The sequence below is a fragment of the Paenibacillus mesophilus genome (assembly GCF_005938385.1).
GTDB classification, from domain to species: domain Bacteria; phylum Bacillota; class Bacilli; order Paenibacillales; family NBRC-103111; genus Paenibacillus_AB; species Paenibacillus_AB mesophilus.
In genome coordinates this window covers 74469-98318 of record NZ_VCRA01000008.1, presented here as the reverse complement: position 1 = coordinate 98318, position 23850 = coordinate 74469, and the positions used below count along the sequence as shown (strand labels likewise).

21 protein-coding genes and 1 riboswitch are annotated in these 23850 nt (G+C 50.2%); of the genes, 14 read left to right on the top strand and 7 right to left on the bottom strand.

Features of this window, described 5'->3' with window-relative positions; genetic code table 11:
• The first annotated feature begins 124 nt into the window (after positions 1-124).
• Entirely contained in the window at positions 125-631 is a 507-nt protein-coding gene (locus FE783_RS16395) for a hypothetical protein (RefSeq protein ID WP_138880460.1), read from the top strand.
• A gap of 85 nt (positions 632-716) precedes the next feature.
• Positions 717-795: riboswitch (ZMP/ZTP riboswitch) on the top strand.
• A 54-nt stretch (positions 796-849) separates the two neighbouring features.
• Complete coding sequence (locus FE783_RS16390) at positions 850-1449, top strand: DJ-1/PfpI family protein (RefSeq protein WP_138880459.1); 600 nt, start codon at positions 850-852, stop codon at positions 1447-1449.
• A gap of 104 nt (positions 1450-1553) precedes the next feature.
• On the opposite strand, the gene FE783_RS16385 is transcribed toward FE783_RS16390, so the two are convergent.
• A complete protein-coding gene (locus tag FE783_RS16385) occupies positions 1554-3236 on the bottom strand; it encodes a DUF2339 domain-containing protein (protein WP_158301847.1) in 1683 nt (560 codons plus the stop codon).
• Between the two features lie 230 nt (positions 3237-3466).
• On the opposite strand from FE783_RS16385, the gene FE783_RS16380 reads away from it, so the two are divergent.
• The 5 genes from FE783_RS16380 (at position 3467) to FE783_RS16360 (ending at position 8041) form a co-directional block, all read left to right on the top strand.
• A complete protein-coding gene (locus FE783_RS16380; protein WP_138880457.1) occupies positions 3467-3982 on the top strand; it encodes a hypothetical protein in 516 nt (171 codons plus the stop codon).
• A 114-nt stretch (positions 3983-4096) separates the two neighbouring features.
• Positions 4097-4594 (top strand): GyrI-like domain-containing protein, encoded by a 498-nt coding sequence (locus FE783_RS16375; RefSeq protein WP_158301846.1) that lies wholly within the window; start codon positions 4097-4099, stop codon positions 4592-4594.
• 68 nt (positions 4595-4662) lie between these two features.
• Complete coding sequence (locus tag FE783_RS16370; RefSeq protein ID WP_138880455.1) at positions 4663-5040, top strand: PH domain-containing protein; 378 nt, start codon at positions 4663-4665, stop codon at positions 5038-5040.
• 237 nt (positions 5041-5277) lie between these two features.
• Positions 5278-6648, top strand: coding sequence for an ABC transporter substrate-binding protein (locus FE783_RS16365; protein WP_138880454.1), 1371 nt, complete (start codon positions 5278-5280; stop codon positions 6646-6648).
• Positions 6599-8041 carry an ABC transporter substrate-binding protein gene (locus FE783_RS16360; RefSeq protein WP_138880453.1) on the top strand — a complete coding sequence of 481 codons (1443 nt, stop codon included), beginning with the start codon at positions 6599-6601 and terminating at the stop codon, positions 8039-8041. Before FE783_RS16365 ends, FE783_RS16360 begins: the two co-directional genes overlap by 50 nt.
• A 107-nt stretch (positions 8042-8148) precedes the next feature.
• Here FE783_RS16360 and FE783_RS16355 read toward each other — a convergent pair whose 3' ends face one another.
• Positions 8149-11088, bottom strand: a complete 2940-nt coding sequence (locus tag FE783_RS16355; protein WP_138880452.1) for a DEAD/DEAH box helicase — start codon at positions 11086-11088, stop codon at positions 8149-8151.
• Entirely contained in the window at positions 11085-12647 is a 1563-nt protein-coding gene (locus FE783_RS16350) for an SWIM zinc finger family protein (protein ID WP_158301845.1), read from the bottom strand. The genes FE783_RS16355 and FE783_RS16350 overlap by 4 nt, the downstream gene beginning before the upstream one ends.
• A 435-nt stretch (positions 12648-13082) precedes the next feature.
• Between FE783_RS16350 and FE783_RS16345 the strand changes: the two genes are divergently transcribed.
• The 5 genes from FE783_RS16345 (at position 13083) to FE783_RS16325 (ending at position 19728) form a co-directional block, all read left to right on the top strand.
• Entirely contained in the window at positions 13083-14510 is a 1428-nt protein-coding gene (locus FE783_RS16345; RefSeq protein WP_138880450.1) for an extracellular solute-binding protein, read from the top strand.
• Complete coding sequence (locus tag FE783_RS16340) at positions 14494-15825, top strand: ABC transporter substrate-binding protein (protein ID WP_138880449.1); 1332 nt, start codon at positions 14494-14496, stop codon at positions 15823-15825. The genes FE783_RS16345 and FE783_RS16340 overlap by 17 nt, the downstream gene beginning before the upstream one ends.
• A gap of 103 nt (positions 15826-15928) precedes the next feature.
• Positions 15929-16936 carry a zinc-dependent alcohol dehydrogenase gene (locus FE783_RS16335; protein WP_238403108.1) on the top strand — a complete coding sequence of 336 codons (1008 nt, stop codon included), beginning with the start codon at positions 15929-15931 and terminating at the stop codon, positions 16934-16936.
• A 667-nt stretch (positions 16937-17603) separates the two neighbouring features.
• Positions 17604-18668, top strand: coding sequence for a YheC/YheD family endospore coat-associated protein (locus FE783_RS16330; protein WP_238403107.1), 1065 nt, complete (start codon positions 17604-17606; stop codon positions 18666-18668).
• Positions 18628-19728 carry a YheC/YheD family endospore coat-associated protein gene (locus FE783_RS16325; protein ID WP_138880447.1) on the top strand — a complete coding sequence of 367 codons (1101 nt, stop codon included), beginning with the start codon at positions 18628-18630 and terminating at the stop codon, positions 19726-19728. Before FE783_RS16330 ends, FE783_RS16325 begins: the two co-directional genes overlap by 41 nt.
• A 49-nt stretch (positions 19729-19777) precedes the next feature.
• On the opposite strand, the gene FE783_RS16320 is transcribed toward FE783_RS16325, so the two are convergent.
• Positions 19778-20680, bottom strand: a complete 903-nt coding sequence (locus FE783_RS16320; protein WP_138880446.1) for a VOC family protein — start codon at positions 20678-20680, stop codon at positions 19778-19780.
• A 237-nt stretch (positions 20681-20917) separates the two neighbouring features.
• Here FE783_RS16320 and FE783_RS16315 point away from each other — a divergent pair, with 237 nt between their 5' ends.
• Both FE783_RS16315 and FE783_RS16310 read left to right on the top strand, forming a co-directional pair.
• Entirely contained in the window at positions 20918-21169 is a 252-nt protein-coding gene (locus FE783_RS16315) for a hypothetical protein (protein ID WP_138880445.1), read from the top strand.
• Entirely contained in the window at positions 21096-22142 is a 1047-nt protein-coding gene (locus tag FE783_RS16310; RefSeq protein ID WP_158301844.1) for a hypothetical protein, read from the top strand. The genes FE783_RS16315 and FE783_RS16310 overlap by 74 nt, the downstream gene beginning before the upstream one ends.
• Before the next feature lie 128 nt (positions 22143-22270).
• Here the strand turns inward: FE783_RS16310 and FE783_RS16305 are convergent, their stop codons facing one another.
• The 3 genes from FE783_RS16305 to FE783_RS16295 are packed head-to-tail and all read right to left on the bottom strand — an operon-like array spanning position 22271 to position 23849.
• Positions 22271-22891 (bottom strand): class I SAM-dependent methyltransferase, encoded by a 621-nt coding sequence (locus tag FE783_RS16305; RefSeq protein WP_158301843.1) that lies wholly within the window; start codon positions 22889-22891, stop codon positions 22271-22273.
• 5 nt (positions 22892-22896) lie between these two features.
• The gene (locus tag FE783_RS16300) at positions 22897-23586 is read right to left on the bottom strand and encodes a DUF4386 domain-containing protein (protein WP_238403106.1); all 690 of its coding nucleotides are present in this window, start codon (positions 23584-23586) and stop codon (positions 22897-22899) included.
• A 44-nt stretch (positions 23587-23630) separates the two neighbouring features.
• Complete coding sequence (locus FE783_RS16295; protein ID WP_138880442.1) at positions 23631-23849, bottom strand: helix-turn-helix transcriptional regulator; 219 nt, start codon at positions 23847-23849, stop codon at positions 23631-23633.
• Position 23850: the final 1 nt, after the last annotated feature.

Below are 23850 nucleotides of genomic sequence, written 5' to 3'. Positions count from 1 at the left end.
CAGCGTCCCCCCCCCCAATCCGAGGTCACGCATCGGGTTGGGGGTTATTTTACCCATGCCTTGTCCAAACTCTCTTCATCTCTACTGAATATAGTATTGGAAGGAACGGTGGGGGTGAAGCAATATGAGCAAATATTTGAAGCCTAAAGATTTGGAGCGTATCGGACGTTGGGTGAAGAAGTTGGATAGTTATATGCTTCTGGATCGGCCGTCGGATGACATCGTCCTGGGCGTTCTCAACCTCCCGTATAAGTATATCGGGAGCGGAAGGCACAGGATCGTATTTGACCTCGATAACGGTTATGTGTTGAAGGTGGCCAGGATGGGGAAAGGCATACAACGCATTCGAAACGAAGTCGATTTATACCACAGCGTCCCTTTTGATCTGAAAATCCATCTTTGCAAAATCGCAGATTACGGAGAAGGCTGGGTCGTAATGAAGAAGCTCGATCAAAAGGTTCCGCGTAATGAACAATTTTATAAAAAAACGAAGATCATGCATGACAAGTTTAGTCATTTCGGCATGAAACTTTCCGATGTCACCGACGGCAAAAAAGCGAAGATGGGTAACGTTCGTTTATCGAAGGGCAAGAAGATCGTCATCATCGATTATGGCAACATACACGCTTAATTGTCTTCGCGCCTGAGGAATGGGGCCATCGGCAAGTTGCCCGAACATGTAGGCAATCAAGCGAACTTCATGTATAGTAACGATACATGGTATGTGCGACTGCGTAAACGTGGGGTACCACAAGGGAACACATATTGCAAGAGCCGTACGCCTGGGCAAAGTATTTGATCTCATGATCAAGTACTTTTTTTTCTAGTGAATAATGGAGGGTGAAGGTAATGAGGATGGCGTTTGTGTTATTCGATGGTGTGACAAGCATGGACTTCGTCGGCTTTTATGAAGCCATAACCTGGTTAGCGATCTTGAAGGCGAAAGAGAATGTATCGTGGACTTTTTGCGCCGACAAAGCCGAAGTAACAGATGACCGAGGGTTAAAAATGAAAATCGACGAGGTACTCCCGGATTTGGGTAAATTTGATCTTGTTTTTCTCCCGGGCGGCATGCCGACTAGGAAGCTTCGGTTCGATGAGGCCTTCATGGGATGGATCCGGACTGCGGAGGCAGCTCCCTATAAGGTATCCGTTTGTACAGGTGCCTTGCTTCTGGGGGCGGCTGGATTCCTTGAGGGAAAAAAAGCGACAACTAACTCGTCGGCTTACGAATTGCTGGCTCCTTACTGTGGTGAAGTCGTAAAAGCTCGCGTAGTAAGGGATGGCCATATCGTAACCGGAGGCGGCGTAACAGCATCCATTGATCTGGGCTTGTATATGGTGGAATGGCTGACGAATAAGGACATAGCCTTACAGGTACAGGAAAAGCTGGAGTATCCGTATTACCAGGTCGGCAGCTTGAGTGATATTTATATGGGGACTAGGTGAAGGAGTTAGACGAGAACACAATATTACGACATAAAAGAGGCAGCCGGCGCAATCGATCGGCTGCCTCGCTCATTTAACATGCGGTTTCCTGCAGCAAACCTTGTCTAATCGTGTTTTTCTTTCTTATAGAACAATCGTGAAAGCAAGACGCCAATTCCTCCGAGTCCGATAAATAGGACCGCTTTGATGACCACGGAAACAGTCGGGAGGTCGAAGAAGATGACTTTCATCAAGGTCAAGAATAACAAAGCGATACCGGCAAGCCGAATTTGTTTGATTCCCTTCTTGAGACCATAGGATATAACGGAAATGGCGTACCCCACCCAAGCAGAAGAAATGATTAAATGCTGAATATTTTCACTTACATTCAGCGTTGCAGCGGTAGTGACATCGGTGATAAAGAATAAGAATAAAATGCCCCATCCGTAGTACAGCATTTTCATGATTACTTTGGTTGGGCTTCCGATAGGATAACGCCTTAAAAGTTTTGTAATGGCTGCAAAGGTAAGCAGCAAAACAATCCATATAAACAAATTGACTGAAGCGAGGGAGGGCATGCCATCTGATAAAATATTTAAACCGGCGATGCACCCCAAGAGGTAAATGAGAAGCCCGTTTATTTTTTGGAATACCGATTTAATGATAAAACCAAGAGCAAGAGCGATAAAGCCTTCAAGAATGTAAAATCCGACAACCGCTTCACTGTCAAAAATAGTCATCATGAAGAAAAGTAAAGCATAAGAAGCTATCGCCAGCACAAAGGGTAAAGCCTGTTGGAAATTCTTTCTCCAGAAGTAAGCCGATAACACACTATAGAAAAGAGTGAAAGATAGCAAGATAGTATCCATGTCTGAGGAATCCAAGTCTAATTTGAACCAGAGAACAGTTAAGACGAAGCTGGCCCCTAATATCCGAAGTTGATGGTTCAGAATTCCCGCCCTAAGCAATATCGAGCCTAAAATAATGATGTGCTGGACCAAAACACCATAGGCAAGCCATCTATCAGATGAACCCGATCCAAAGTTAAAAATTATAAAAGCAGGCTGCATCAAGATAAATGACGTGTAGAACAAAGTTACGAATCGTTGTTTCATTGCAAAAATCATAAAGCTGGTGTAGAGCAGGACTTCGTACGCTACAAAGAAGATCGTAGGTGGATTGTTGCTGTCGACCAAGAAGGGAGTAAGGATTCCCGCGATGCTTGCCAAAACGCCTAATGCTTGTGATTTGTATCGGTAAGAAAACCAAAGTCCCAGTATCGTCCAAAGTACGCCAAGAATAAAAGCCACTGGCGCACTGATAAGCTCATACAAATAATGCGCCGCGAATGTGGTTAGCATGAAAATGCCTATAGAGCCCCCAAATAGCACTTGCGATAATAAAGGGCGACGATGCCGGTATTGTCTTCTGCCAATATAAACGAAAGCGCCGCCGGCAAGCAGTCCAATAAAGCATCTCATTTCTTCTGTAATAAAACCGCCGTCTACGGCTGCTTTAAAGCCCCAGATAAGACCGATTAAAAGGACAAACATGAACACGCGGGGGAGCCATACTCTGGCAATGAGATGTTCCCAATCGGTTTCTTTTTTCTTGATTGTCACACTTTGGGTTTGCTCTTTCGTTTCCCTGTACGGAGAGACGGATGGGGAGGCATCTTCAACTAATGGTCGAGCCTGTGGTGTTGTATCAACCCTGTCGGATAGTCGATTCTTTTTTAATTCGTTTACTTCTTTTTCAAGTTCAACAATTCGCTTTTCTAAGCTATTCAAACGTTCATCCTCATTCAATGACATCCCCCCCTTTATGTATGCTTTAATGCTACCTTCACATGAAACAATTCCTTTACAATACAAATTATACAAGGAGATATCCATGTAAATAAGTACTAAGTTTATGTAGTACCAATATGACTTGTATGGGATGCCTTCCGACCTGCCATACCTAGATTTTAACAGCATTTTAACGGGCATACCCTCTACTGCATATATTAGGAATAGTACGGTAGAGGTGAAACCGCATGAGCAAATATTTGAATCAAGAAGATTTGGAGTCTATCAAACGTTGGGTGAAAGAGTTGAAAAATTACAAGCTTCTGGATCGGCCGTCGGATGATATTGTCCTGGGCGTTCTAATGCTCCCTTATAAATATATGGGGTCCGGTAAGCACAGAATCGTATTTGACCTGGATAACGGTTATGTACTTAAGGTTGCCAGGATGGGGAAAGGCATACAATGCAATCGAAACGAAGTCAAATTATATCGCAGCGTCCCTTCTGAACTGAGAAAACATCTTTGCAAAATCGCAGATTACGGAAAAGGCTGGGTCGTAATGAAGAAAATAGACCGAGGGGTTCCACGTGAAGAAACCTATTATAAAAAAACGAAGCTCGTGGAAAACAAGTTTCGTCTATACGGCGTGAAGCTTTCCGATGCCACCTCACGGGACGACAGAAAACCGAAGAGGAGGAACGTTCGTTTATCGGAGGACAACGAAATCGTCGTCATCGATTATGCCAACGTATACGATTACTAAAGCAAAAGTCGCATACTCGTACAACTTCGTAAGAGAAGATATCCTGCAGGTATTGAAACGTTAATTGACGAACATTCAATAGAGTTGATATTTCATTGAATGGGCGGGCTAAATATGGAAGGATTAATTATGTATAAACCTGAAATGAAATTAATGGGCTTGGCCACGCGAGTCACCCTTAATGATGTTCAGCAAAACAAAACGACCCTTAAGCTAGCGGCAGAGTTTTATGAGAGAAAGTCTGAAATTCGAAATTGTACAAATGAAAAAAAAGTTTTTGGGATTTCAACGGACCCGGCGGATTATCATCCCGAGACAGACTCATTTGAGTACTTTATTGGGATTGAAGTTGAAGTTGCTCCTGAAGAAGAACTGCCAGAAGGAATGGTCATACGACAAATTCCGGAGAATGAGTACGTCGTATTTACCTTTAAAGGATCGTTTGAAAACGCCGGCGCTGTACATGCCTACCTATACTCCACTTGGTTAAAGCAACACGAATACGAACTTGCAGATCTTTACAATATCGAGGTCTATGATGAACGTAATCTGGGGCCTGAGTCAGAGGAGTCATTAACTGACCTTTATTTTCCCATTCGAGTAAAACAATAAGAAGGAAGGTTCAGACATATGTCGAATTGTAGGTTATAATTGCATTATATTATTAGGAGGCATTGTAGATGTCAGCCGAGACGAAAAGCATGCTGGAATGGACTTTGGTAGCAGAGTGCCCAATTCCGCAAGATGTAAACGCTTTACTGGTAACTGGGGAGGTGGCGGTAGCAGCATATAAAACCTTTAGGGACTCTGCCATTTTCACAAATAAAAGGTTGATTGTGAGAGATGCGCAAGGCCTTACAGGTAAAAAAGTGGAGATATATTCCTTGCCTTATTCCTCTATTAATATGTGGTCCACAGAGAACGCCGGCGGGTTTCTTGATTTTAATGCGGAGGTCGAGTTGTGGACAAGGGCAGGTCATATCAAAGTCAAATTGCAAAAAGGGATAGATATACGCAAGTTTGACATGTTAATCGCAAATGCTCTTTTGAAAGATTGATCTGAATAACCGGAGCAATGGCATAAATATTAGATAAAACATCATCACATTTGTGGCGATGTTTTTTTGTGTACGCCCAGTAATTATATTGATATCGATCACTGTAACCAAAACACGCCAAGTCAGGTCGTACCTTTATTTCGAATTTCATCATAAATTGCAACTTTTATCCTTTTGATAGGTCTAATAAGTATAGATTCCAGCTTCTTATCAGAGCAAAAGGAGTACCTTCTAATCATGAGCAAACTGTTATATGGTTTCCTAATATTTTGGTTCATCATGATCTTTTTGCCGGGATGCGGCGGAACCGAACAACAAGAAGAGACAACGGTCAAAATTAAAGTGATGTACGATAATGAAGGAGCCTTTTTATCCGACTATGGTGAATTATTTCTGTCCAAGCATCCGGGTATTGATTTCGAGGTCGTATCCCTCTCCGAACAATTCGCATCCGGCAAAAATCCGAGACAAGCTTTCGAAGCCGTCTTGCAGCAAGCACCGGACATCATGATGCTGGGTATCGATCAGTATACTAAATATGCCGCTGAAGGCTATTTGTATGAGCTGAGTCCGCTAATTCATCGTGACGGATTCGATATGGACGGCATGGCTCCTGCGGTTATCCGGTTATTGAACTTAAGCGGGGGAGGCAAATTGTTCGGATTGTCGCCTACTTTTACATCTTCGGTCCTGTACTACAATACCGACTTATTCGATAAGCACGGTATTCCTTATCCGACGAACAGGATGAGTTGGAACGATGTTTTGCAGCTGGCGCAAAGGTTTCCGGACAATGGGGAGGGGGAGCGGCGTATTTACGGATTGCAACTGCCGGCCGGATCGTCGTCATACTATTTTGCCATGGGAATCGGCAGGACACGTGGATTAGACTTAATCGACCCGGTAAACGGCAAAATTACGGCAGCGACATCGGCCTGGAAGGACATACTTCATACCGTTATTGCGGCTAATTCTCCAAAGGCAAATATATATCGGCAAAAGCAGCCGCAGGGTGGGAACGTTTCGAACTTGTACCGCAATGATGCGTTCTTCAACGGCCGCGTAGCGATGGTCATCCGAGGGATCGACATGATGAACGAGCTTAAGAAGGCTAAAGACGTGCATAATATCGAAACGCCAAACTGGGATATCGCGATGCCCCCAGTGGATCCTCGCGATCCCGACGTCAATGTCGATATAAGCGTGCAGCGCATATTTGCCATAAATAGCAAGTCCCCTAACGTGAACGAAGCGTGGAAACTGTTGAAGTATATACATAGCGACGAGTACGCAAAAGTCAAATCCAGATCCGAACGATTCTTTCTTTTGACCAGAACAGGATACAGCAGCACCATGTACGGCCGCAGCTTGGATATGCTTTACAACGCAACGCCATCTTCGGATGCTTCCAGAAATATTACCGATCAACTGCCGGCATCATTTATTCAACCGTTTATACAATTGGCCGGTCGAGAAATAGAGGCTGCCGTGAACGGCTCCAAAACAGCCGAAGCGGCGCTCCAAACGATACAGGATCAAGGCCAGGTGTTGTGGGACAATGCCAAATTGGAAGAAAAGCATCAAAAAACCGCAGTACAACAACCATGAAGGTAAAGAAAGAGGGAGCCCCTTGCGATTCGTACCTTTATTTGTCCTTACGTCGGTGATCTTTCTGTTTTCGTTGGCAGGGTGCCGTCCGGACGGTCGCGAAGACGTACGAGATTGGAAACCGATGGAGGAGCACACTCCAGTTTCATTAAAAATTATGTATCCTAGTGAACAGCGTTTTTATGAAAAATACGGCAATCTATTTATGTCCAAATACCCGAATGTAAATGTCGAAGTTGCTTCTATGGAAAAAGTATATAGCACGTCCCATAATCAAACTGCTGCAATGGAGGAATTTATTAATAAAGAGCAACCGGACGTGTTGTATTTATGGAACATGGATCAATATATCCGTTATGCTGCCGAAGGCAAATTGTACGCTCTGGACACCATCATCCGTCAGGATCGGTTCGATCTGACCGCTCTTGCTCCGCCTGTTATTGAGCTATTGAGATCAAAGGGGGAGGGGCGGTTATACGGCCTCGGAAACTCCTACTACGCTCTCGCTTTGTTCTATAATAAAGATTTGTTTGATCAAAATGGCGTCCCTTATCCGAAAAACCGGATGAGCTGGGACAAAGCTTATGACCTTGCTCGCAAGTTTTCTGCCGGGTCGGACACCAACTTGCGCATATACGGACTGCAATATAGAAACGGTACTCATCCCTATTACTTCGTGCAGTCGATTGGTGGAGGTCAACAACTGGAGATCATAGATCCGGAGCTTAAGAAAGTGAAGATAACTGCCGAGGCATGGGAAAACATTATTCGGAAAACTTCGGACGTGTATAAGTCGGGCTCACTCTACTTAGATTCGGATTCGCTGCACGATAAGCAGGTTTTCAGCGACCCTCGAAAACGGGATCCGTTTATAGCCGGAAAAACTGCGATGGCTATTGACGATCCCTCTTTGCTAGCCATTTTGAAAGAGAAAGAGGCGAAGAAAGAGACAATGTTCGAATGGGACTTGGTCACGGTCCCGGTAGACCCAAAGCATTCGGATACAGGCTCCGATTTTATGATTAACGACTTATTTGCGATCAACTCCCGTTCGTCGCAGCTGCGTCCGGCGTGGGAGTTTATCAAATATATACATGACGACGAGTATTCGAGAATCAAGTCCAGGACCGAGAGAGGTTTGATGACGAGGGTGAAATACAGCAATGAAAAGTATGGACTCGATCTAGAAGCCTTTTATATGTTAAAACCTGCCGATACTCTTTTGCAAATCGGATATAGTCAAATCCCTTTTGACGTTCAGCGCGAGTTTAACATCATCGCAGGATCGGAAATTGGTGCGATTTTTAACGGCGAGAAAACGTCGAAAGAAGCGATCCGTGCAATACAGGTAAAAGGACAAGAGCTTTTAGACAAAGCGATCTATACGGAGTGAGTCATCCGAGTATGAAATCTTATACGTCATCAATCTGACAGCCGGCGATATGCCAAAAACGCACAGAACCAGTTCTCCAAAGAGGACTGGTTCAAATGTTCATGGCATTACCACGATTGCCGCAGCGAGAACAGGTCGCGAAGCTCATCGTTCGAGAGCTCGGTTATCCAGCCTTCGGAGGCGGAGATGACGTTCTCGCTCAAGCTCATCTTGCTCTCCAGCATCTCGTCGATCTTCTCCTCCAATGTGCCGAGGGAAATAAATTTGTGCACTTGCACGTTACGCTTCTGTCCCATTCGATAGGCTCGGTCGGTCGCTTGGTTCTCGACAGCCGGGTTCCACCAGCGATCGAAGTGAAATACGTGATTGGCCGCCGTCAGGTTGAGGCCGACGCCGCCGGCCTTCAGCGACAGGACGAAGATGCCGGGTCCCGAACCGTCTCCCGCCTGAAAGGTTTGGATCATCTTATCGCGATCCGCTTTGGGTGTGCTTCCATTCAGGTACAGCACGGTCTCGCCCCGATGCACCCGCAGCACGTCGGCCAACATGCGGCCCATGCCTACATACTGGGTGAAGATCAAGCAGGAATCGCCCTCGTCCCGCAGCTCGTCGACCATAGCGACGAGTCGTTCCAGCTTCGCAGATCGGGTGATGAACGCATCCCGGTGCTCTTCGAAACGTAACATTTCCTCAGACGGCACAGCTTCCTTCGTCAGCAGCACAGGATGGTCGCACAGCTGCTTGAGCTGGGTCAAGGCGGCGAGAATGGCCCCCTTGCGCTCGATCCCCTCCAGATTGTTCATCCGCTCCAGCAGTTGCTTGACCGACTGCTCGTAAAGCGCTCCCTGCTCGGCGGTCAGGTTGATATATACTTTCATCTCCAGCTTGTCCGGCAGATCGAGCTGGATCGCGGGATCGTTCTTCTTGCGCCGCAGCATGAACGGCTTGACGAGCTTCTGGAGCTGAGCCGTTCGCTCCGCATCCTGATGCTTCTCGATGGGACTCGCGAACCGATGCTGGAACCCGCGCTGGTTCCCCAGGTAACCGGGGTTGAGGAAGTCGTAAATCGACCACAGCTCCGACAGCCGGTTCTCAATCGGCGTTCCGGTCATTGCAATGCGATGCCTTGCTTGCAGGGAGCGGATGGCGACCGATTGCTTGTTCTGCGCGTTCTTGATGTTCTGGGCTTCGTCGAGACAAAGGGAGCTCCATACGATCTCCTGCAGCACTTCCTGATCCAATAGCGCCGTGGTATAGGAGGTGATGACGACGTCTGTATCCTTCACAGCCTCGATAATCCCCTCGCGAGTGAGCCGCCCTTTCCCATAATGAAGTTTAACCCTCAGCTCGGGAGCGAATCGGGCAAGCTCCTTCTGCCAGTTGCCGAGCACCGAAGTGGGACAGATGAGCAGGGCGGGGAATTCGAACTCGGCTCGGTGCCGGAGCAAATAAGTGATGAATTGAACCGTTTTCCCGAGTCCCATATCATCGGCGAGACAAGCGCCCAGCCCGAACGTTCTCATATGGCTGAGCCAGGTGAACCCTTCACGCTGGTAGCCGCGCAGCTCAGCGCGCAGTCCGTCAGGCACCGATAGCGGAGTCAATTCCGACGGCTGCCCAAGCTGACGGATCAGTGCCAAAAGGTGCGTATTCAACTCCACCTCCAGTTGAAGCTGATCTTCCTCGTCTTCGGGATCGCCCGCATCTTCCCGGGATGACCGTCCGTGTGTGCCTGTCCTCTCTTGCTCCGATTCACTTAACAAGTGGAGTTGGAGAATGTCCTGCAAGGACAAGCCTTCTTCCGGATTGACGCTTGCCATGAGCCTCCGGATTTTCTCCAGCAGAGCAGGGTCCAGGATGACCCATTCCCCGCGGAAGCGGATCAATCGCTCCTTATGGCTCAGCAGCTCTGCGAATTCAGCTTCGTTCAGATCCGCATTGCCGATCGCAATGCGCCAGTCGAAGTCGACCAAGGCGTTCAGCCCGAATAACGACCGGCCTTTGCCGCCTACATCCGGTGTAACTTGTGCGCGTAGGCGGGGCTTCCGCTTCGAGGCGGCTTCCCACCAGCCGGGCAGCATGACATTCCAGCCGTCACGGAGCAATTGGCGGCTGTCCGTGGTCAGGAAGTGCCAGGCGGCCTCGTCGCTTAACGGCGCAGCGAACAATTCACCGCGGCTGTTCGCGTTCGGAAGTGTCGTCAGGAGTCTGGCTGCCCATCCGGGAGAACGCTCTCGGATGAAAGAGCTCCAGTCGGACGTCCATACGCCGGAAGCATGTCCGTCTGCGTCGAGGCGGATCGGCACAAGTGTCGATCCGTCACTCTTGTCCTGCAGCACCAGACGCAGGCGCCAATCGTCTTGCTCTTCATCCGGCTCGAGCAATTGCAGAGTAGGGCGGAAGGGAGCCAGGTCCGGCTTCCAGCCGAGCGATACGAGCCACTCCTCCTCCGTTAGCGCCATAGCCGAGTCTGTCGGCTGCGGTCGATGGAACAAGGCGGGATACTCCCGCCGCAGATCGGACACGGCTGCTTCGTCCGCATAGTGCTTCATCGATACGGTGGTCGAGAAGGCGGAGCGCAATCCGGACATGTTGTCGTCGGAAGCGTCCAGACTCGTTAGCGCCTCCCAATTGAGCTGTTTCAGCTCGTCGGAATCCGCCTCCCACGTCCATTGCAGCTTCCCATTCCGATAAGCGCTGAAGCTGGGAATATAGCGGCCCGCTTGTGCTTCTCGGTATAGAACCGGTGCAGCCTCCAACAATCCCTTGGTCCCTTCGTCCCCGCCTTCCCAGCGGATAACGTCCATGAGATTCGGCTCGGCGAAGAAGGGAAGCACCATCTCCGAAGGGAGGACCGTCACGACAAGCTCCCCGGCCTGCTGCAGCTCCAGTGTTGTTCCGTAGCAGGAGGGCTCGTGCCAGGCGAACATCAATTTGCGGAACGTATCTCCGCTTACCGTGCGTCCATCCATCAGTCCCCATAGCAAGGCGTCTCCGGCATCCGTCATGATTACATGTATAGCCATATCGCGTAGTTTCGTACTCATTCCAGCAGCTTTCCTTTCTTTATTTCCTCATGCAGCGCCCGCAGCCGGCTGTTTCGTTCCACGAATCGAGAGAAAAAGCGGTCCCAACGCTCGAGCTGCTTCATCTTCTTATACACTTTTACCAGACGTTTCAGCAGCTTGACCGCTGCCTTGTAATCCTGCCGGTTTTTGAGGGCGACATAATGCTCGATGGCTTGATGGTAGTAAGGGAGCAGAAGCTCCGGTGCTTCCTTCTCGATGGGCTGCAGTACACTCACCTTATGATAGAAAAGATCACGTTCCAGGAGGATCTGCATCTCGATCCATGCCTTCCAGTTGTGCCGTTCGTACAGTATATCCTCGATAACTTTGGTCGAATGGGGCAACATCCCTTCCAGTACGCTCCACAGCAGCTCCTCGGCTTCAGGAACATGCTCAACCGCTTCTTTCCAATATTCGATATAGGCTAGACGTTCCTTGGTCATGGGACCATAGAAGTGCGAAGCCGTTCGCATCAACCAATCAACTAACGCTCCCCACTCGCCGGAACTTGACAGCAGATTCAGATAAGGGAGAAGGAGACTCGCCGGTGCTTGGGCTAACGTACCGCTTGCTTCTAACGCCGCCCATGCTTCGCTGCTTTTGGCTTGATGCAGATATAGGAAAGCTTTTGCCGCTGCAAGAGAAGGGGAGCCGATATCGGCAGTCTGCTGCTCCATGGCGTTCAACTCTTGAGACACCCAGTAGTCGGCCTCGGGCTGTGGCGCGATCCAGTACTTCCACATCGCCGTATACAGGCCGTATTCCAGGTACTTATGGCCTTTCTCTTCCGATATCCGCTGCCGGAGGTAGCCTAACGTTTGTTTCAGACGTTCGGCAGAGAGCGTGAAGTTGAATAGGGTTGCTTTCTGGTGCAGGAGGACGTGCACTTCATCGTACAGCCGGTACTTCACATAAGAAATATTGTGGGCTGTACTCCCCTGAGCGCTCGACTCGACTACCTTCTGCAGAATGAACAAGAGTTGATGCAGTTCGAAGTAGATCAAGTCCATCGCCGTGAATGGAGTGGGACCCTTCATGAGTTTAGACAACTGATTCCGCAATGCCTCTATGTATATCCCCTGATCATAACCGGGTCTCACAAGAGATGTAGCTTGGTTCATGAATTCATGCCAGCCGTATACATTCATGTGGGGCAATTCCTTCAGCAGCGACTCGTCAGACGAAGACGCTGCGGCCCGCAATAGGTGCTGCTTCGCATTCACGATCTGGGAAGACGGGTATCCGAGCCGGTCAGCCAGCTCCATCATAACCGCAGCCTGATGCTTGCAGCAGGTGTGGACGGGGCAAGTGCAATAGCTGGAGCCGAGCTGTTCCAGCAGGAGTGTAACCTTATAGTCTTCAGGGCCGGTTACCTTCGCTTGAACCGTACGATTCTCGGTAATGGTTAGGGAGGTGACGTACTGCTGTTTGAAATATTGAAACCCTCGACTCAAGGTGACTTCATTGAAAGAATCAGCTGCATACTTCAGCAACTGCGACCATTGCTCATCGTTTAACGGCGGATTCGCACTCTTCATGACAAAACTCCTTGCAACAAATAAAAGATAGTATTCCCCTATTATACTAGGAAAAACGCAAGGATGCGCCATATCGACGAGAATGGAATTCGGGTCTATCAGAATAAGGTGAACTTGTCTAAAGATAGGTATGGCATATACGTAGGTTTAAAGAATCGGATATAACGAAGACGGAAAAAAAGTAACACCGCCGGTTTATAAAATAGTAGGAATTATATATAACTGGTTTATTTAAAAATAGTTACAAAACAAAAAATGCTGTGATATAATCGGTTTCAAGCAAGTTAGCAAGTCATTTTTAAACCGGTTTATATAATCGTTTTGATTTAAGTAAACCGGGTGAGAAGATCGAAAAAAGAAGGAGGGATTGTCTGGCGGAACCCGAATAAGTAGGGCATAACGATGAATGCACAAACATAAGGAGAGATCCGCCCGATGAGAGGAAGACCGACGAACGAACAGTTTCGCCAACTGCTTAATCATATGGTCCAAACGCTGAAACACGAGATTGAGGCAAAACAATACGAACCCGGTGCCGACCTGCCTTCGGAGAAGGTGCTTGCGGCCCGCTTCGGACTCAGCAATTTGTCTGTACGCAAAGGACTCGCGACGCTCGCCGAGGAAGGCTGGATCGAGAAAATCCCCAATGTCGGCAACCGGGTGCTGGGCAGGCGGCAGCGGATCGTCCTGACGCTCGGTTTGAACGAGACGACGATGCGCAACCTGGCGCTACCCCGGCTTCTGGAGGACTTCAGCCGGCTATATGCCTGGATCGAGGTCAAAATCAAAATCTACGCCCCGGGCGAGGACCCGGTCCATGTGGAACTGCAGGCGGAGGGGCAGCCCGACGTGTATACGATGAACGATTTGCAGTTTCAGCAGATGTGCGAGCGCGGCAGGGCGACGTTGGTCGAGCCGCTGGACGCCCATCCCGGCGTGTTCCCGCTTCTCAACCAAGATTACCGGTTTGAAGGCGTCAGCCGGTTGCGGCCGATTATTTTTGCGCCGGTCGTGCTGGGCTACAACAAGCGGCATTTTCGCGAGAAGGGGCTGTCCGAGCCAAACGGCTCCTGGAGCTGGGACGATCTCGCCGCGTGCGCGGAGCAGCTGACCGAAGGGGAACGCTACGGCTTCTGCTTTCATTTGCCGGATGTGAACCGTTGGCCGATTTTCCTGCTGCAAAGCCTCGACCCGGCACATGGGCGCGGTGAAGGCGAAGCGGGTGTGGACGACAAGGTAACGCTTCTGGTGGAAGGGGCGAAGCTGTGCAGGCGCATCGTGCACAACCGGCGCATGTTTCCGCTGTACATGTCGGAGAACAACGGGGACATCGAACAGATGTTTCTCGAAGGCCGACTGTCGATGGTGCTGGCCAGCTACATGGCGTTGAACGAATGGAAGGACGCCGGGTTGGAATACGACATTTCGCCGGTGCCGTTTGTATCCGAGCCGCGTACGCTGTACATTTCGACCGGGGCAGGCATTGCGCGGACGTCCGTCCACCGGGAAGAAGCGCGGCTATTGATCGACTACTTGACCGGCGAACGGGCGCAGACGCTCATCCGCGAGCATACGCTCAGTATTCCCACGATGCAGCGCACAGGCCAGTCCGGCTGGGGAGAGCAGACGATGAATCGACCGGAGCGATACGGGATGTACAGGGAAATGCTGTTTTCGTGCCGGACGCACCGGCATTTGCCGGTGCTGCCGATGTCGATCGGCAAGCTCGCCGGTTTGTTGAAGGCGTTTTGGGCCAATATGATTTCGGAGGAGGAGCTGGGCGAACGGATCGGTGTTCTTGTCCGCGAGGCGGATATGCACGGAACACATAACGGGGGGAGTCCACATGTTCAACTTGAATAAACAAACGGCGGTCGCCATACCGCTGGTAGCGCTGCTGGCGGTATTGCCCGCATGCGGAGGCGCGGAAAAGCCGGAAGCCGGTGGGAAGCAAGCGGAGGGGAGCGGCAAAGCGGTCAAGAAGGCGGATCCGTTTACGATGACGATTTATGCGGCGGGCGTGAAGAAGGAGGAGTTCGACAGCCGTTTTCGCGGCACGCTGGAGAAAAAATTTCCGCACATTACGTTCGACTACCAGACGAGCGACCAGGGCAATTCCATTACGGAAAAGGTGACGCGGGGCGAAATTCCGGACATTATCCGCACCGACACACCGACGATGAAGAGCGGTTATCTGGACTTGCAGCTCGGCTATGACTTGCGAGAGATGGTCGGCAAATACAAGTACGATCTGAAACGGTTCGTCCCGTCGTTTATCCAGGACAATATCGACGCCGGACAGACGGGTGCGCTTTACGGCTTGCCGGTGCCGCCATATTTTCCATCCGTGCTGTATTACAACAAGGATCTGTTCGACAAGTTCGGCGTCGCTTATCCGAAGGACGGGATGAGCTGGAACGAGATTTACGATCTTGCGGTGAGGCTGACCCGGGTCGAGGGCGGCAAGGTGATTCGGGGCTTCAGCACGAACCTGATCGCGCAGCTGCGCGACAATCCGTTCTCGCTGCCGATTCTGGACCCGGTTAAGGACGGCTTGGCCGACCAGACGAAATGGAAAACGATTTTCGATAATTTCAAGCGCTTTCACAATATTCCGAACAACGGCGTGCAAAGTACGTTTGCGCTCGAAAACGCCCTGTTCACCAAAGGCGAATCGGCGATGTATTTGGGCCAGCACAGCATTTATCTCATCATCCCGCCCGAAATCAACTGGGACATCGTATCGGTGCCGACGCTTGACGGGGCGCCAAAACGGATGGGCCAGCGTTCCCCGGCGTACTGGTCGATTACGCAGCAAAGCAAGCATAAGGACGAAGCGTTCCAAGTCGTCATGGAAATGCTGTCCGACGAGGTGCAGATGCAAGATTCGCGCAACGGGATATTGACGACGCTGATCAACAAGGACATACGCGATGCGCTAGGCAAAGCACATCCGGTGTATGGTACGAAAAATATGAAAGCGCTCACGTTATACGAACCGACCGATCCGACGCCGAAGCGTGCGTCCGGAAAGGTGAATGTTTCCGGCAGCCGGCAGGAGACGATCATTTGGCAGTCGTTTGTCAAAGCGGCGCAAGGACAGCTTGACGTTAATTCGGCGCTGCGCGAGGCGGACGAACTGCTGAAGCAGGACATCGAGAAAGAGCGCAGCAAGTAAGGAGATTCAACGGATTAGCGTACGTATTCTCCGGCGACCGGGGCTTGCGGGACCGGCAAGTCGGTTGTCGATCAGAGAGGCTAGATAGAGGGAGAGAACGACTGTGGACATCATTCAAGTAACGGTAGCCCGAGAGGGTGAAATTCGGATCGAACAGCAGGCAAAACCGGCCCCCGGCGAGCACGAGGTGCTGGTCAAAACCGAATTTTCCGCGATCAGCAATGGTACGGAGACGATGGTGCTGAACAACAAGGCGAGCGGCACCCGGCTCGGATACAACTCGGTGGCGCACATTGTCGCCAAGGGAGCGGGAGTGGAGCATTTGGACATCGGTCAACGCGTCGCCTGCTATGGCGAAGGCGCGCATGCGGACTACCGGCTCGTGCCGAAAATGCTGGCCGTTCCGGTGCCGGACCATGTCGATTCCGAGGAAGCGGCGTTTGCCGGGCTCGGCGCGATCGCGATTCACGCGCTGCGTCAGGCGAAGCTGCAATTCGGCGAGACGGTCGTCATTGTCGGTCTAGGCATCCTCGGTCAAATTACCGCACAGATCGCGCATGCGGCCGCATACGAGGTGATCGGCTGCGATCTGCTGCCGGAGCGCTGCGAGCGATTGCAGGCGGCTTGTCCAGGCATCACCGTATGCTCCGATGCGGCGCAGGTAAATGAAGCGCTGAAGAGGCTGGGCGCGGTCGGCCTAATGGGAGCGGATAGCGTGCTGCTGTGCGGCGGAGGCAAAGGAGACGGCTTGCTGGACCAGGCGATCGGCTGGCTGCGCGACCGGGGCAATGTGGTCATCGTCGGCGTACCGGACACGGTGTTTACTCGCAATGCGCTTTTCCGCAAGGAAGCGGAAATTCGCATTAGCCGGGCGGGCGGGCCGGGACGTTACGACGAACGCTACGAGCGGGGCGGATACGATTATCCGGGCGGGTACGTGCGGTGGACCGAGGGGCGAAACGTTGCGGAATTTGTTCGATTATTGACCAATAATCGAATATCACTAAAGCCGCTTGTGCGGCACCGGTTCGCATTCAGCCAAATCGCCCAAGCGTATCGGTTGTGCCGGGAGGAGCCGGAGCGGACGCTCGGCATCGTGCTGCAATACTGAGGAATTTCGACGGAACAACGTGTCTTGTCCGCAACAAGCATCCGACCTAAGATTCCGGCTCGTTGCAGCGAGGGCTGCATGTTGTGCCATCTACATAAACAAATATCGGCAGGCAAGCTATGCGCCGCAACGCGACAAACCCCGCGTTGCGGTTTTTCTCCTTTCGGGCGATCTTCACAATGATTATGGTGTGGTGGTTCTCCAAGAGTTTGATGTAATTAATTGCCAAATTGGTTGTCCGGCTGAGCGGATTTGGTCCAACAGCCTATAACCTTCCGTTAAGATTATCCATAAGCTGTTGGAGTTAACGATTCATGTTTCAAGGTGGGAGCAGACGAGCCTAACAAGCAGTATGATAAAAATTATGGATGGGACCGGTAAGACCGTGTTTGCTTCTCGCGGATTATTGCGATCGCTCGGGATCGAAAATGCACGAGAAATTCGGCTGACGCTGGGCAACAAGTCGACAGCAGTCATCGTGAAGCCGCTGAGTTCAAACGGGCATTCCTTGCTAATCCCATCCTTTGTCGCCCGTTCGTTAAGGCTTCCTTTCTTCGGAAAATGCCTCCTTTCCAGCCGGGAACATAAGGAAATTCGGATCGGCCCGCTCATCGGAGTGTTGACTGCATCCGGATGGAAGGATGGCTTTGGCAGAAGAGGGCGTGACGTGGTCAAACAGTTGATGGGAGCAGGTAAGGACAGATCGTTCGTCTTCGCCTTCGACAGAAATGATGTGGATTGGAACAGCGAGACAGTCATCGGTTCTTTTCCCCGGCGATCAGGCGTCTGGCTGCGCCGGAAGATTCCGCTGCCCGATGTCGTTTACAACCGGTTCCTGAACCGAAAGGCGGAGCAATCCTCGTCCATGGACCGTTTTAAAAGACGGCTCGTAGACAAAGGCATCCCCGTTTTCAATTGGAGTTTTTTTGACAAAGGGGACGTCTACAAATGGTTGGAAGGAGAAACCGAGTCCAAATATATCCCTGAATCGATTGCCGGTCCTTCCGCCAAGCAGATCAAGCAACTGATGGAGAAATACCCTTTCATCTATTTGAAGCCGACCCACGGCTCGGAAGGTAGAGGAATTTATCGGTTGTCCTACGTCCCGAAGCGCGGATATTATATCCGGTTTCGACACGGCGGGAAAAATGTGCAGCTCCATTACTCCCAGTTCGACGTACTGATGAACATGCTTAAGAAGCGAAGCAAGCTGAGCCGCTACATCGCGCAACAAGGAGTCCGTTTGATCGAGCTCGACGGCTGTTCGGTGGATTTCCGTTTCCACATGATCAAGAACGGCAATAACGAGTGGGTGATATCCGGTATTGGAGCGAAAAAAGCGGGGAAGGGGAGTGTTACGACGCATGTACGCAATGGCGGACAACTCATAACGCCGATGCGCGCGCTTTCCGGAGCGTTCGGTTCAAGGGCGGGTAAGGTGCTTGACCATGCCAAAAAAGCCGTCACCGAGCTGTCTGAGGCGATCGAGCGCAAATGCCCGGAAACGCTGGGAGAGCTGGGGCTCGATATCGGGCTGGATCGTAGTGGGAATGTTTGGATGTTTGAAGCAAACGCCAAGCCCGGTCGTACGATTTTTAAACACCGCTCCATGAAATCGGCCGGCCGCAGTTCGTGGGTTCACTTGTTTGAACATTGCTTGTATCTCAGCAAATTTCGAGGAGGAAGGGGTAATGAAGCCAATAATCGCCATTCTGGCGTACAAGGACCATAATCGGATGCGCGGCAACAAAGAGAATTTTGTCGACTTGATACGGACAGGGCACAAACTCGGTGCGATCGTATACGTCACGACGGCCGGCGATCTGAATCTGTCGGAAAAGACGATCGTTGGGTACGAGTACGATAACAATAACAAGACATTTATCTCCCGGAAGTTTCCATTGCCTTGCGTCGTGTACAATCGGATTCCTTACCGAAAATACGAAAGGACTCCGGAAGTACGGGAAACCATTCAGGCTTGTCTTGCGGATCGGCGCATTCGCCTTTTTAACCCGTTCTTTTTCAATAAGTGGAAACTGTACGAATGGCTATCGAAATCGGATAAAACAAGACCGTTTCTTCCGGTTACTGAAGAGTTGTTGTCGTCCAAAAATCTGGACTCGTTATTCAAGCTGGATTGCTCCATGTGGTATGTCAAGCCTGTCAGCGGGAAAGCCGGGAACGGTATCATACGGGTAGAACGAAATAGATCCGATTCAGATACGAAGTATCGAATCATTTTCCGCAGAGGAGGGACGCAGGAGAGTGACGACTGTGCAAGCATAACGGAGCTTTGGGAGATGATGAAGAGAATAATCGGGAATAAGAAATATGTCGTGCAGCAGGGCATCGAGCTTGCACGATACCGTGAGCGTCCGTTCGATTTGCGGTTGCTCGTGCAAAAAAACAGCATCGGAGAATGGGCGGTAACCGGCGTCGGAGCGCGGGTCGCCGGAAAACGGAGCATTACGACGCATGTGCCGCGCGGTGGATCAATCCGGGACCCGAGGATGCTTCTGAAGTCCCTTTTCGGTACGGACAAAGCAGAGAAAATTATGCGGCATGCCCACCGATCCGCACTCTTGATCGCGAGCCGAATCGAGAAGGAAGCGGGTCATACGTTGGGTGAAATGTCCATGGACATCGGTGTTGATACGAACGGCAGCATTTGGTTTTTCGAAGCGAATTCGAAACCGATGAAATTCGACGAGCCCCATATCCGCCGCAAGTCACTCAGCCGGATCATCCAATATTGTATGTTCTTATGCGGGGATCATAAGAACTCGCGTTAATGGAGGAGCCGCCTCCTCTTGTTGGGCTGAGGCTCCTCCAATCGTCTAATCACCCTTGAAAGGCTTTGTGCAATTCCGCAAGGTTAAACTTTTTCATCTTTAAGAACGACTGCGTGAGGCGATCGAGTTGTTCCGGCGTGCCCTCGGCCATCATCTCGTTCAGTGCGACGGGGGAGATTTGCCACGAGACCCCGAATTTGTCCTTAAGCCAGCCACACTGCTCGGCCTGGGGGACGGCGGAAAGCTTTTCCCAGTAGTAGTCGATTTCATCCTGCGTCTCACAACAGACCATTATGGAAATCGCCTCGTTAAAGTTGAACGGGTGCTCCAAAGCACTGTCCATGGCCGCAAACCAGGTGTTTTCCAGCATAAAGTCGGTGAACATAACCGTCCCTTCTTTGTCCGGCTCCTGGCCGCGGCCATATCGGAAGATGGAGCCGGGCTTGGCATTGCGGAAGATCGAAAGATAGAACTCGCGTGCCTCTTCCGCCTTGCCGCAATTGTCGCCCACGAACATCAAGGAGGGGACAATCGTAGGCCGCGGCTCCCCGTCCGGATTCGTCAGAATGAGCTGCCAGGAGACACCGTACTTGTCCTGGACCCAGCCATAGCGTTCGCTGAACGGATACTTATCAAGCGGCATAAGCACGATGCCGCCTTCGGACAATTTGCTCCACACCTCGTCTATCTTTTCTTCCGCGTCCATATCCCGGGACGGATCGAAATTTGCCATAAACGAGATTGAAGGATTGCACTTAAAGAACGGGCCTGCAGATATGGCCATAAACGGAAGTCCCCAGACGTTGAACGAAATGAGATCGCAATCACCTGAGGGTGTGTTGTGCAAGGTCGTCGTACTCGTGATTTTTGAATCCGGGAATACAGAGCAATAGAACTCCGCGGCTTCTATCGCCTCCTTGTCGAACCACAGATGCGGGGTGATGACATTCATCCTAGTTCCTCCTTTTTCAATCCATAGTAGTACAATCATTTTTATTTTAACACAAGGTTTGATCATAAATTTCTTTCCGATTGCTGTGTTAATCGAGTCCCTAAGATGTACAATTTGACGCAGAGGCGCGAAAAAACGCCTTTTTTCCGCCATTCTGTCCATTGTTCCGCTGCGCGCCTTCCCTATAATGAACTCTAGTGATAATCATTCTCACAGTTGAAAGGCGTTTTATGCGGAGTGGAGAGAGAAAAGGACGGTCTGCTGCATGGCTGCTGTCGCTGCTGTGCGCGGGTGCGGCGATTGATCGACAGCGGCGAGCAGATTGAAAAGGAGATCGGCATGGCGCGATTGACCGACTATGTGGGCGGCTGCGATGATTTGTTCGTCATCCATGAGGGCGAGGGCATCGCTTCGCTTGCGGATCGCCCGCTTTGGCGTCAGCTGCCCGCAGTCGCGTCCGGTCGGGCGTTCGAGCTGCATCGATCTTGAGCCGAACAAGACGACGTCCGGTTCGGACATCGTCGAGGACGTTTGGATCGAAGGGAACGTTTTTTATTCGGAAGGTCTATTTATCAATTCCCTCTGTCCTAATGACGGGTTCAAAAACAGACGCATCACCATTAGCGGAAACAAGGGAAGGTCCAGCTTCTTCTTTCGCTGCAACTCCAACGATGTCGGCAACACGGAAGACGTGATCATCACCGATAACGTCTATTACGGATCGGTCGGAAGCGCGAGAATGTTTTCCGTCTCGAAAATCGTGAAAGGGCTGAAAATCCAAGGAAACAAAGATTTCGGAACAGGGAGCTCCGGCTGGTACATAGCCAATGCGTTCGCGCCGATTATTTGTCATAACCATATCGAAGCGGCGCGTTCCATCGAGCTGTCGTTCTGGAATTGCGAACGCGTGCTGTTCAGCGGAAACGTCATCAAAGACGTGTATTCTTCGTACGGCGCCGTTCGTTTTGTCGGAGACTCGGCAACCGGGGGGCATATGGTTACGTCGAACGCCTTCATCCATACGGACTACAGTTGTTTGATCGGCGCCGTCGTTGCGAAAATGACCGTCGACGGCAATCAATTCGACGCCGAACGATTCGCCGTCCAAATCGACGCGGCTGCGGTGGGTTCCGATGTGCGTATTATGCCGGGCAATGTGTTCGACGGAAACGGCTCGCCCGTCGGTTCGCCCGAACGGTTAGCGAAAGCGCGCTCCCCGGAGGTGCTTGCGAAAGGCACAACGGTCAGTTGGGCCAATGCCGTACCAGCCGCGGGCGATTGGGTACGAGGCTCGATTGTGTACAATGCTTTGCCGTCGGCTCCCGGCGTACTCGGATGGGTATGCGTATCCGGAGGGAGTCCCGGCGTCTGGGAGCCGTTCGGCGCTATCGGCTTGACCGATGAAACGGCTCGTTTACAACGCAACTCCCTTGATCGGCCTGTTCATCCCGTTCAGAATTAGATTGCCGCCCGTATTGTTTACGAACAGGCAGTCGGCAATCATGATGCGCTCGACTGCCGTCCCCGTGTCCGGCTCGATATCGATACCGGACTGGGACGGCGTTCCGTTTCTAATTGCGAAGTTGTAACCTAAATCTTTCTTGCAACAATGAAATATTCCTGAGAGCATTTCTTCAAGCAATCCGTTTCGACGATCGAAAAATTCCCTTCCTCAATTGTATCGACTAAATTGCGTATTTTAAATGCTCTTATTCTCGGCACTAGACCAACTCTGCCTGCGAAGAAGAACAAGTTTCTTAGAAATATTTTTTCTCCCACGCACGGTGTCGCAGAAATCAATAATCCTCCTGGTTTCAACAGTTCATTCATTCTTTGTAGAACGATATGTTCATCTTCCAACAAATGCAGAACATGAAAGACTAGGATGACGTCAAATGAGCATTCCTTATACCTTTCATCAAAAATGGTCGAATGAGCATAATTTATATTTGCAATGTTGCGCTCTTTTGCCTTTTTTTCAGCAATTCCTATCATATTTGAAGATATATCAATCGCATGAATCCCTTTCACAAATTCTGCAATATCATTGGATATCCATCCAGTCCCGCAGCCGTAATCCAAAACAATGTCGCTAATTTTGAGATGCGTTTTCGTTCTATTTATGATATTGATGTAAGTCTGTTCATCCTTCATCTCTAATTGATCATATTTACTTGCTGTTTTGTCCCAAAACCTTTCGGATTTATTCATTTCAGTTACACCTCCGCCCGGTCGAATCCTTTCATGATTAGCCATACAGCCAAAACCAATTGTTGAAAGGCTATTGGAATGTTCAACATCATGTAGGTTGCATCCAGTCCGATGAAGCGAATCATAAAGAATAAGCTTGCCAGTATGGACAATGTAGACCCAATAAGACCCGAAACGGACAACCAACGTGGAACTAATTTTGTTTGGTAAAAGATGCAGTTAAACAAGAACATAGCTATAACAAATGCCAATGTCGTTGCCACATGGTTTACCAAATCACGTCCGTCCCGCAACAATCCACCCAGGGTCTGAAAGGACGATGCATTCAGAGTTCCAACTTTTGCAAATTCGTGGCTTAATGTCAATAGCAGCAGAAGAAGGATTACGCCAATCATAATGAACACGCCCGCAATGATGCCGAAAGCAACAGATCCGAGAGCTAAACCTTTATTATGCTTATTTATAATCGGATACATCATAATAGGAATCCCGACATATGCAACAACCATTAGTAACTGGAAAAACGCTCCTGTTAGTACTTGATTTTCATTTGTAGAAGCCATGACAAGGTAGTCTGCTCCATCAATAACAGGAACAACACTAAATATTCCTGTAATCAACCCGGCTATTAATAACACTCCGGTAATTACTGCAGACCTTCTGCCTGAATTTGTACTCTTCCTCAGTCCAATCAACCTCCAATAATTGGCGGATGTTCGCGGGAGTTTTTATCCATGTTTTATTGCTTATCCTCATATTGAAAGACTTCTTCGATGGACTTTCCGAAAACACGCGCGATGCGAAAAGCCAACTCCAATGAAGGTGAGTAATTCCCCTTCTCGATCGCAACAATCGTTTGTCTGGTGACTCCGGCCAAATCTGCTAATTGCTGCTGGGTCATCTCGTTATGATGAAAGCGAAGATTCCGTATATGATTGCTGATCGCATCCTTACCCATG

What these genes read in the sequence shown, in the direction of transcription:
- FE783_RS16395 (WP_138880460.1), top strand. Translation starts at nt 125, where the DNA reads ATGAGCAAATATTTGAAGCCTAAAGATTTGGAGCGTATCGGACGTTGG.
- FE783_RS16390 (WP_138880459.1), top strand. Translation starts at nt 850, where the DNA reads ATGAGGATGGCGTTTGTGTTATTCGATGGTGTGACAAGCATGGACTTC.
- FE783_RS16380 (WP_138880457.1), top strand. Translation starts at nt 3,467, where the DNA reads ATGAGCAAATATTTGAATCAAGAAGATTTGGAGTCTATCAAACGTTGG.
- FE783_RS16375 (WP_158301846.1), top strand. Translation starts at nt 4,097, where the DNA reads ATGGAAGGATTAATTATGTATAAACCTGAAATGAAATTAATGGGCTTG.
- FE783_RS16370 (WP_138880455.1), top strand. Translation starts at nt 4,663, where the DNA reads ATGTCAGCCGAGACGAAAAGCATGCTGGAATGGACTTTGGTAGCAGAG.
- FE783_RS16365 (WP_138880454.1), top strand. Translation starts at nt 5,278, where the DNA reads ATGAGCAAACTGTTATATGGTTTCCTAATATTTTGGTTCATCATGATC.
- FE783_RS16360 (WP_138880453.1), top strand. Translation starts at nt 6,599, where the DNA reads ATGCCAAATTGGAAGAAAAGCATCAAAAAACCGCAGTACAACAACCAT.
- FE783_RS16355 (WP_138880452.1), bottom strand. Translation starts at nt 11,088, where the DNA reads ATGAGTACGAAACTACGCGATATGGCTATACATGTAATCATGACGGAT.
- FE783_RS16350 (WP_158301845.1), bottom strand. Translation starts at nt 12,647, where the DNA reads ATGAAGAGTGCGAATCCGCCGTTAAACGATGAGCAATGGTCGCAGTTG.
- FE783_RS16345 (WP_138880450.1), top strand. Translation starts at nt 13,083, where the DNA reads ATGAGAGGAAGACCGACGAACGAACAGTTTCGCCAACTGCTTAATCAT.
- FE783_RS16340 (WP_138880449.1), top strand. Translation starts at nt 14,494, where the DNA reads ATGTTCAACTTGAATAAACAAACGGCGGTCGCCATACCGCTGGTAGCG.
- FE783_RS16325 (WP_138880447.1), top strand. Translation starts at nt 18,628, where the DNA reads ATGAAGCCAATAATCGCCATTCTGGCGTACAAGGACCATAATCGGATG.
- FE783_RS16320 (WP_138880446.1), bottom strand. Translation starts at nt 20,680, where the DNA reads ATGAATGTCATCACCCCGCATCTGTGGTTCGACAAGGAGGCGATAGAA.
- FE783_RS16305 (WP_158301843.1), bottom strand. Translation starts at nt 22,891, where the DNA reads ATGAATAAATCCGAAAGGTTTTGGGACAAAACAGCAAGTAAATATGAT.
- FE783_RS16295 (WP_138880442.1), bottom strand. Translation starts at nt 23,849, where the DNA reads ATGGGTAAGGATGCGATCAGCAATCATATACGGAATCTTCGCTTTCAT.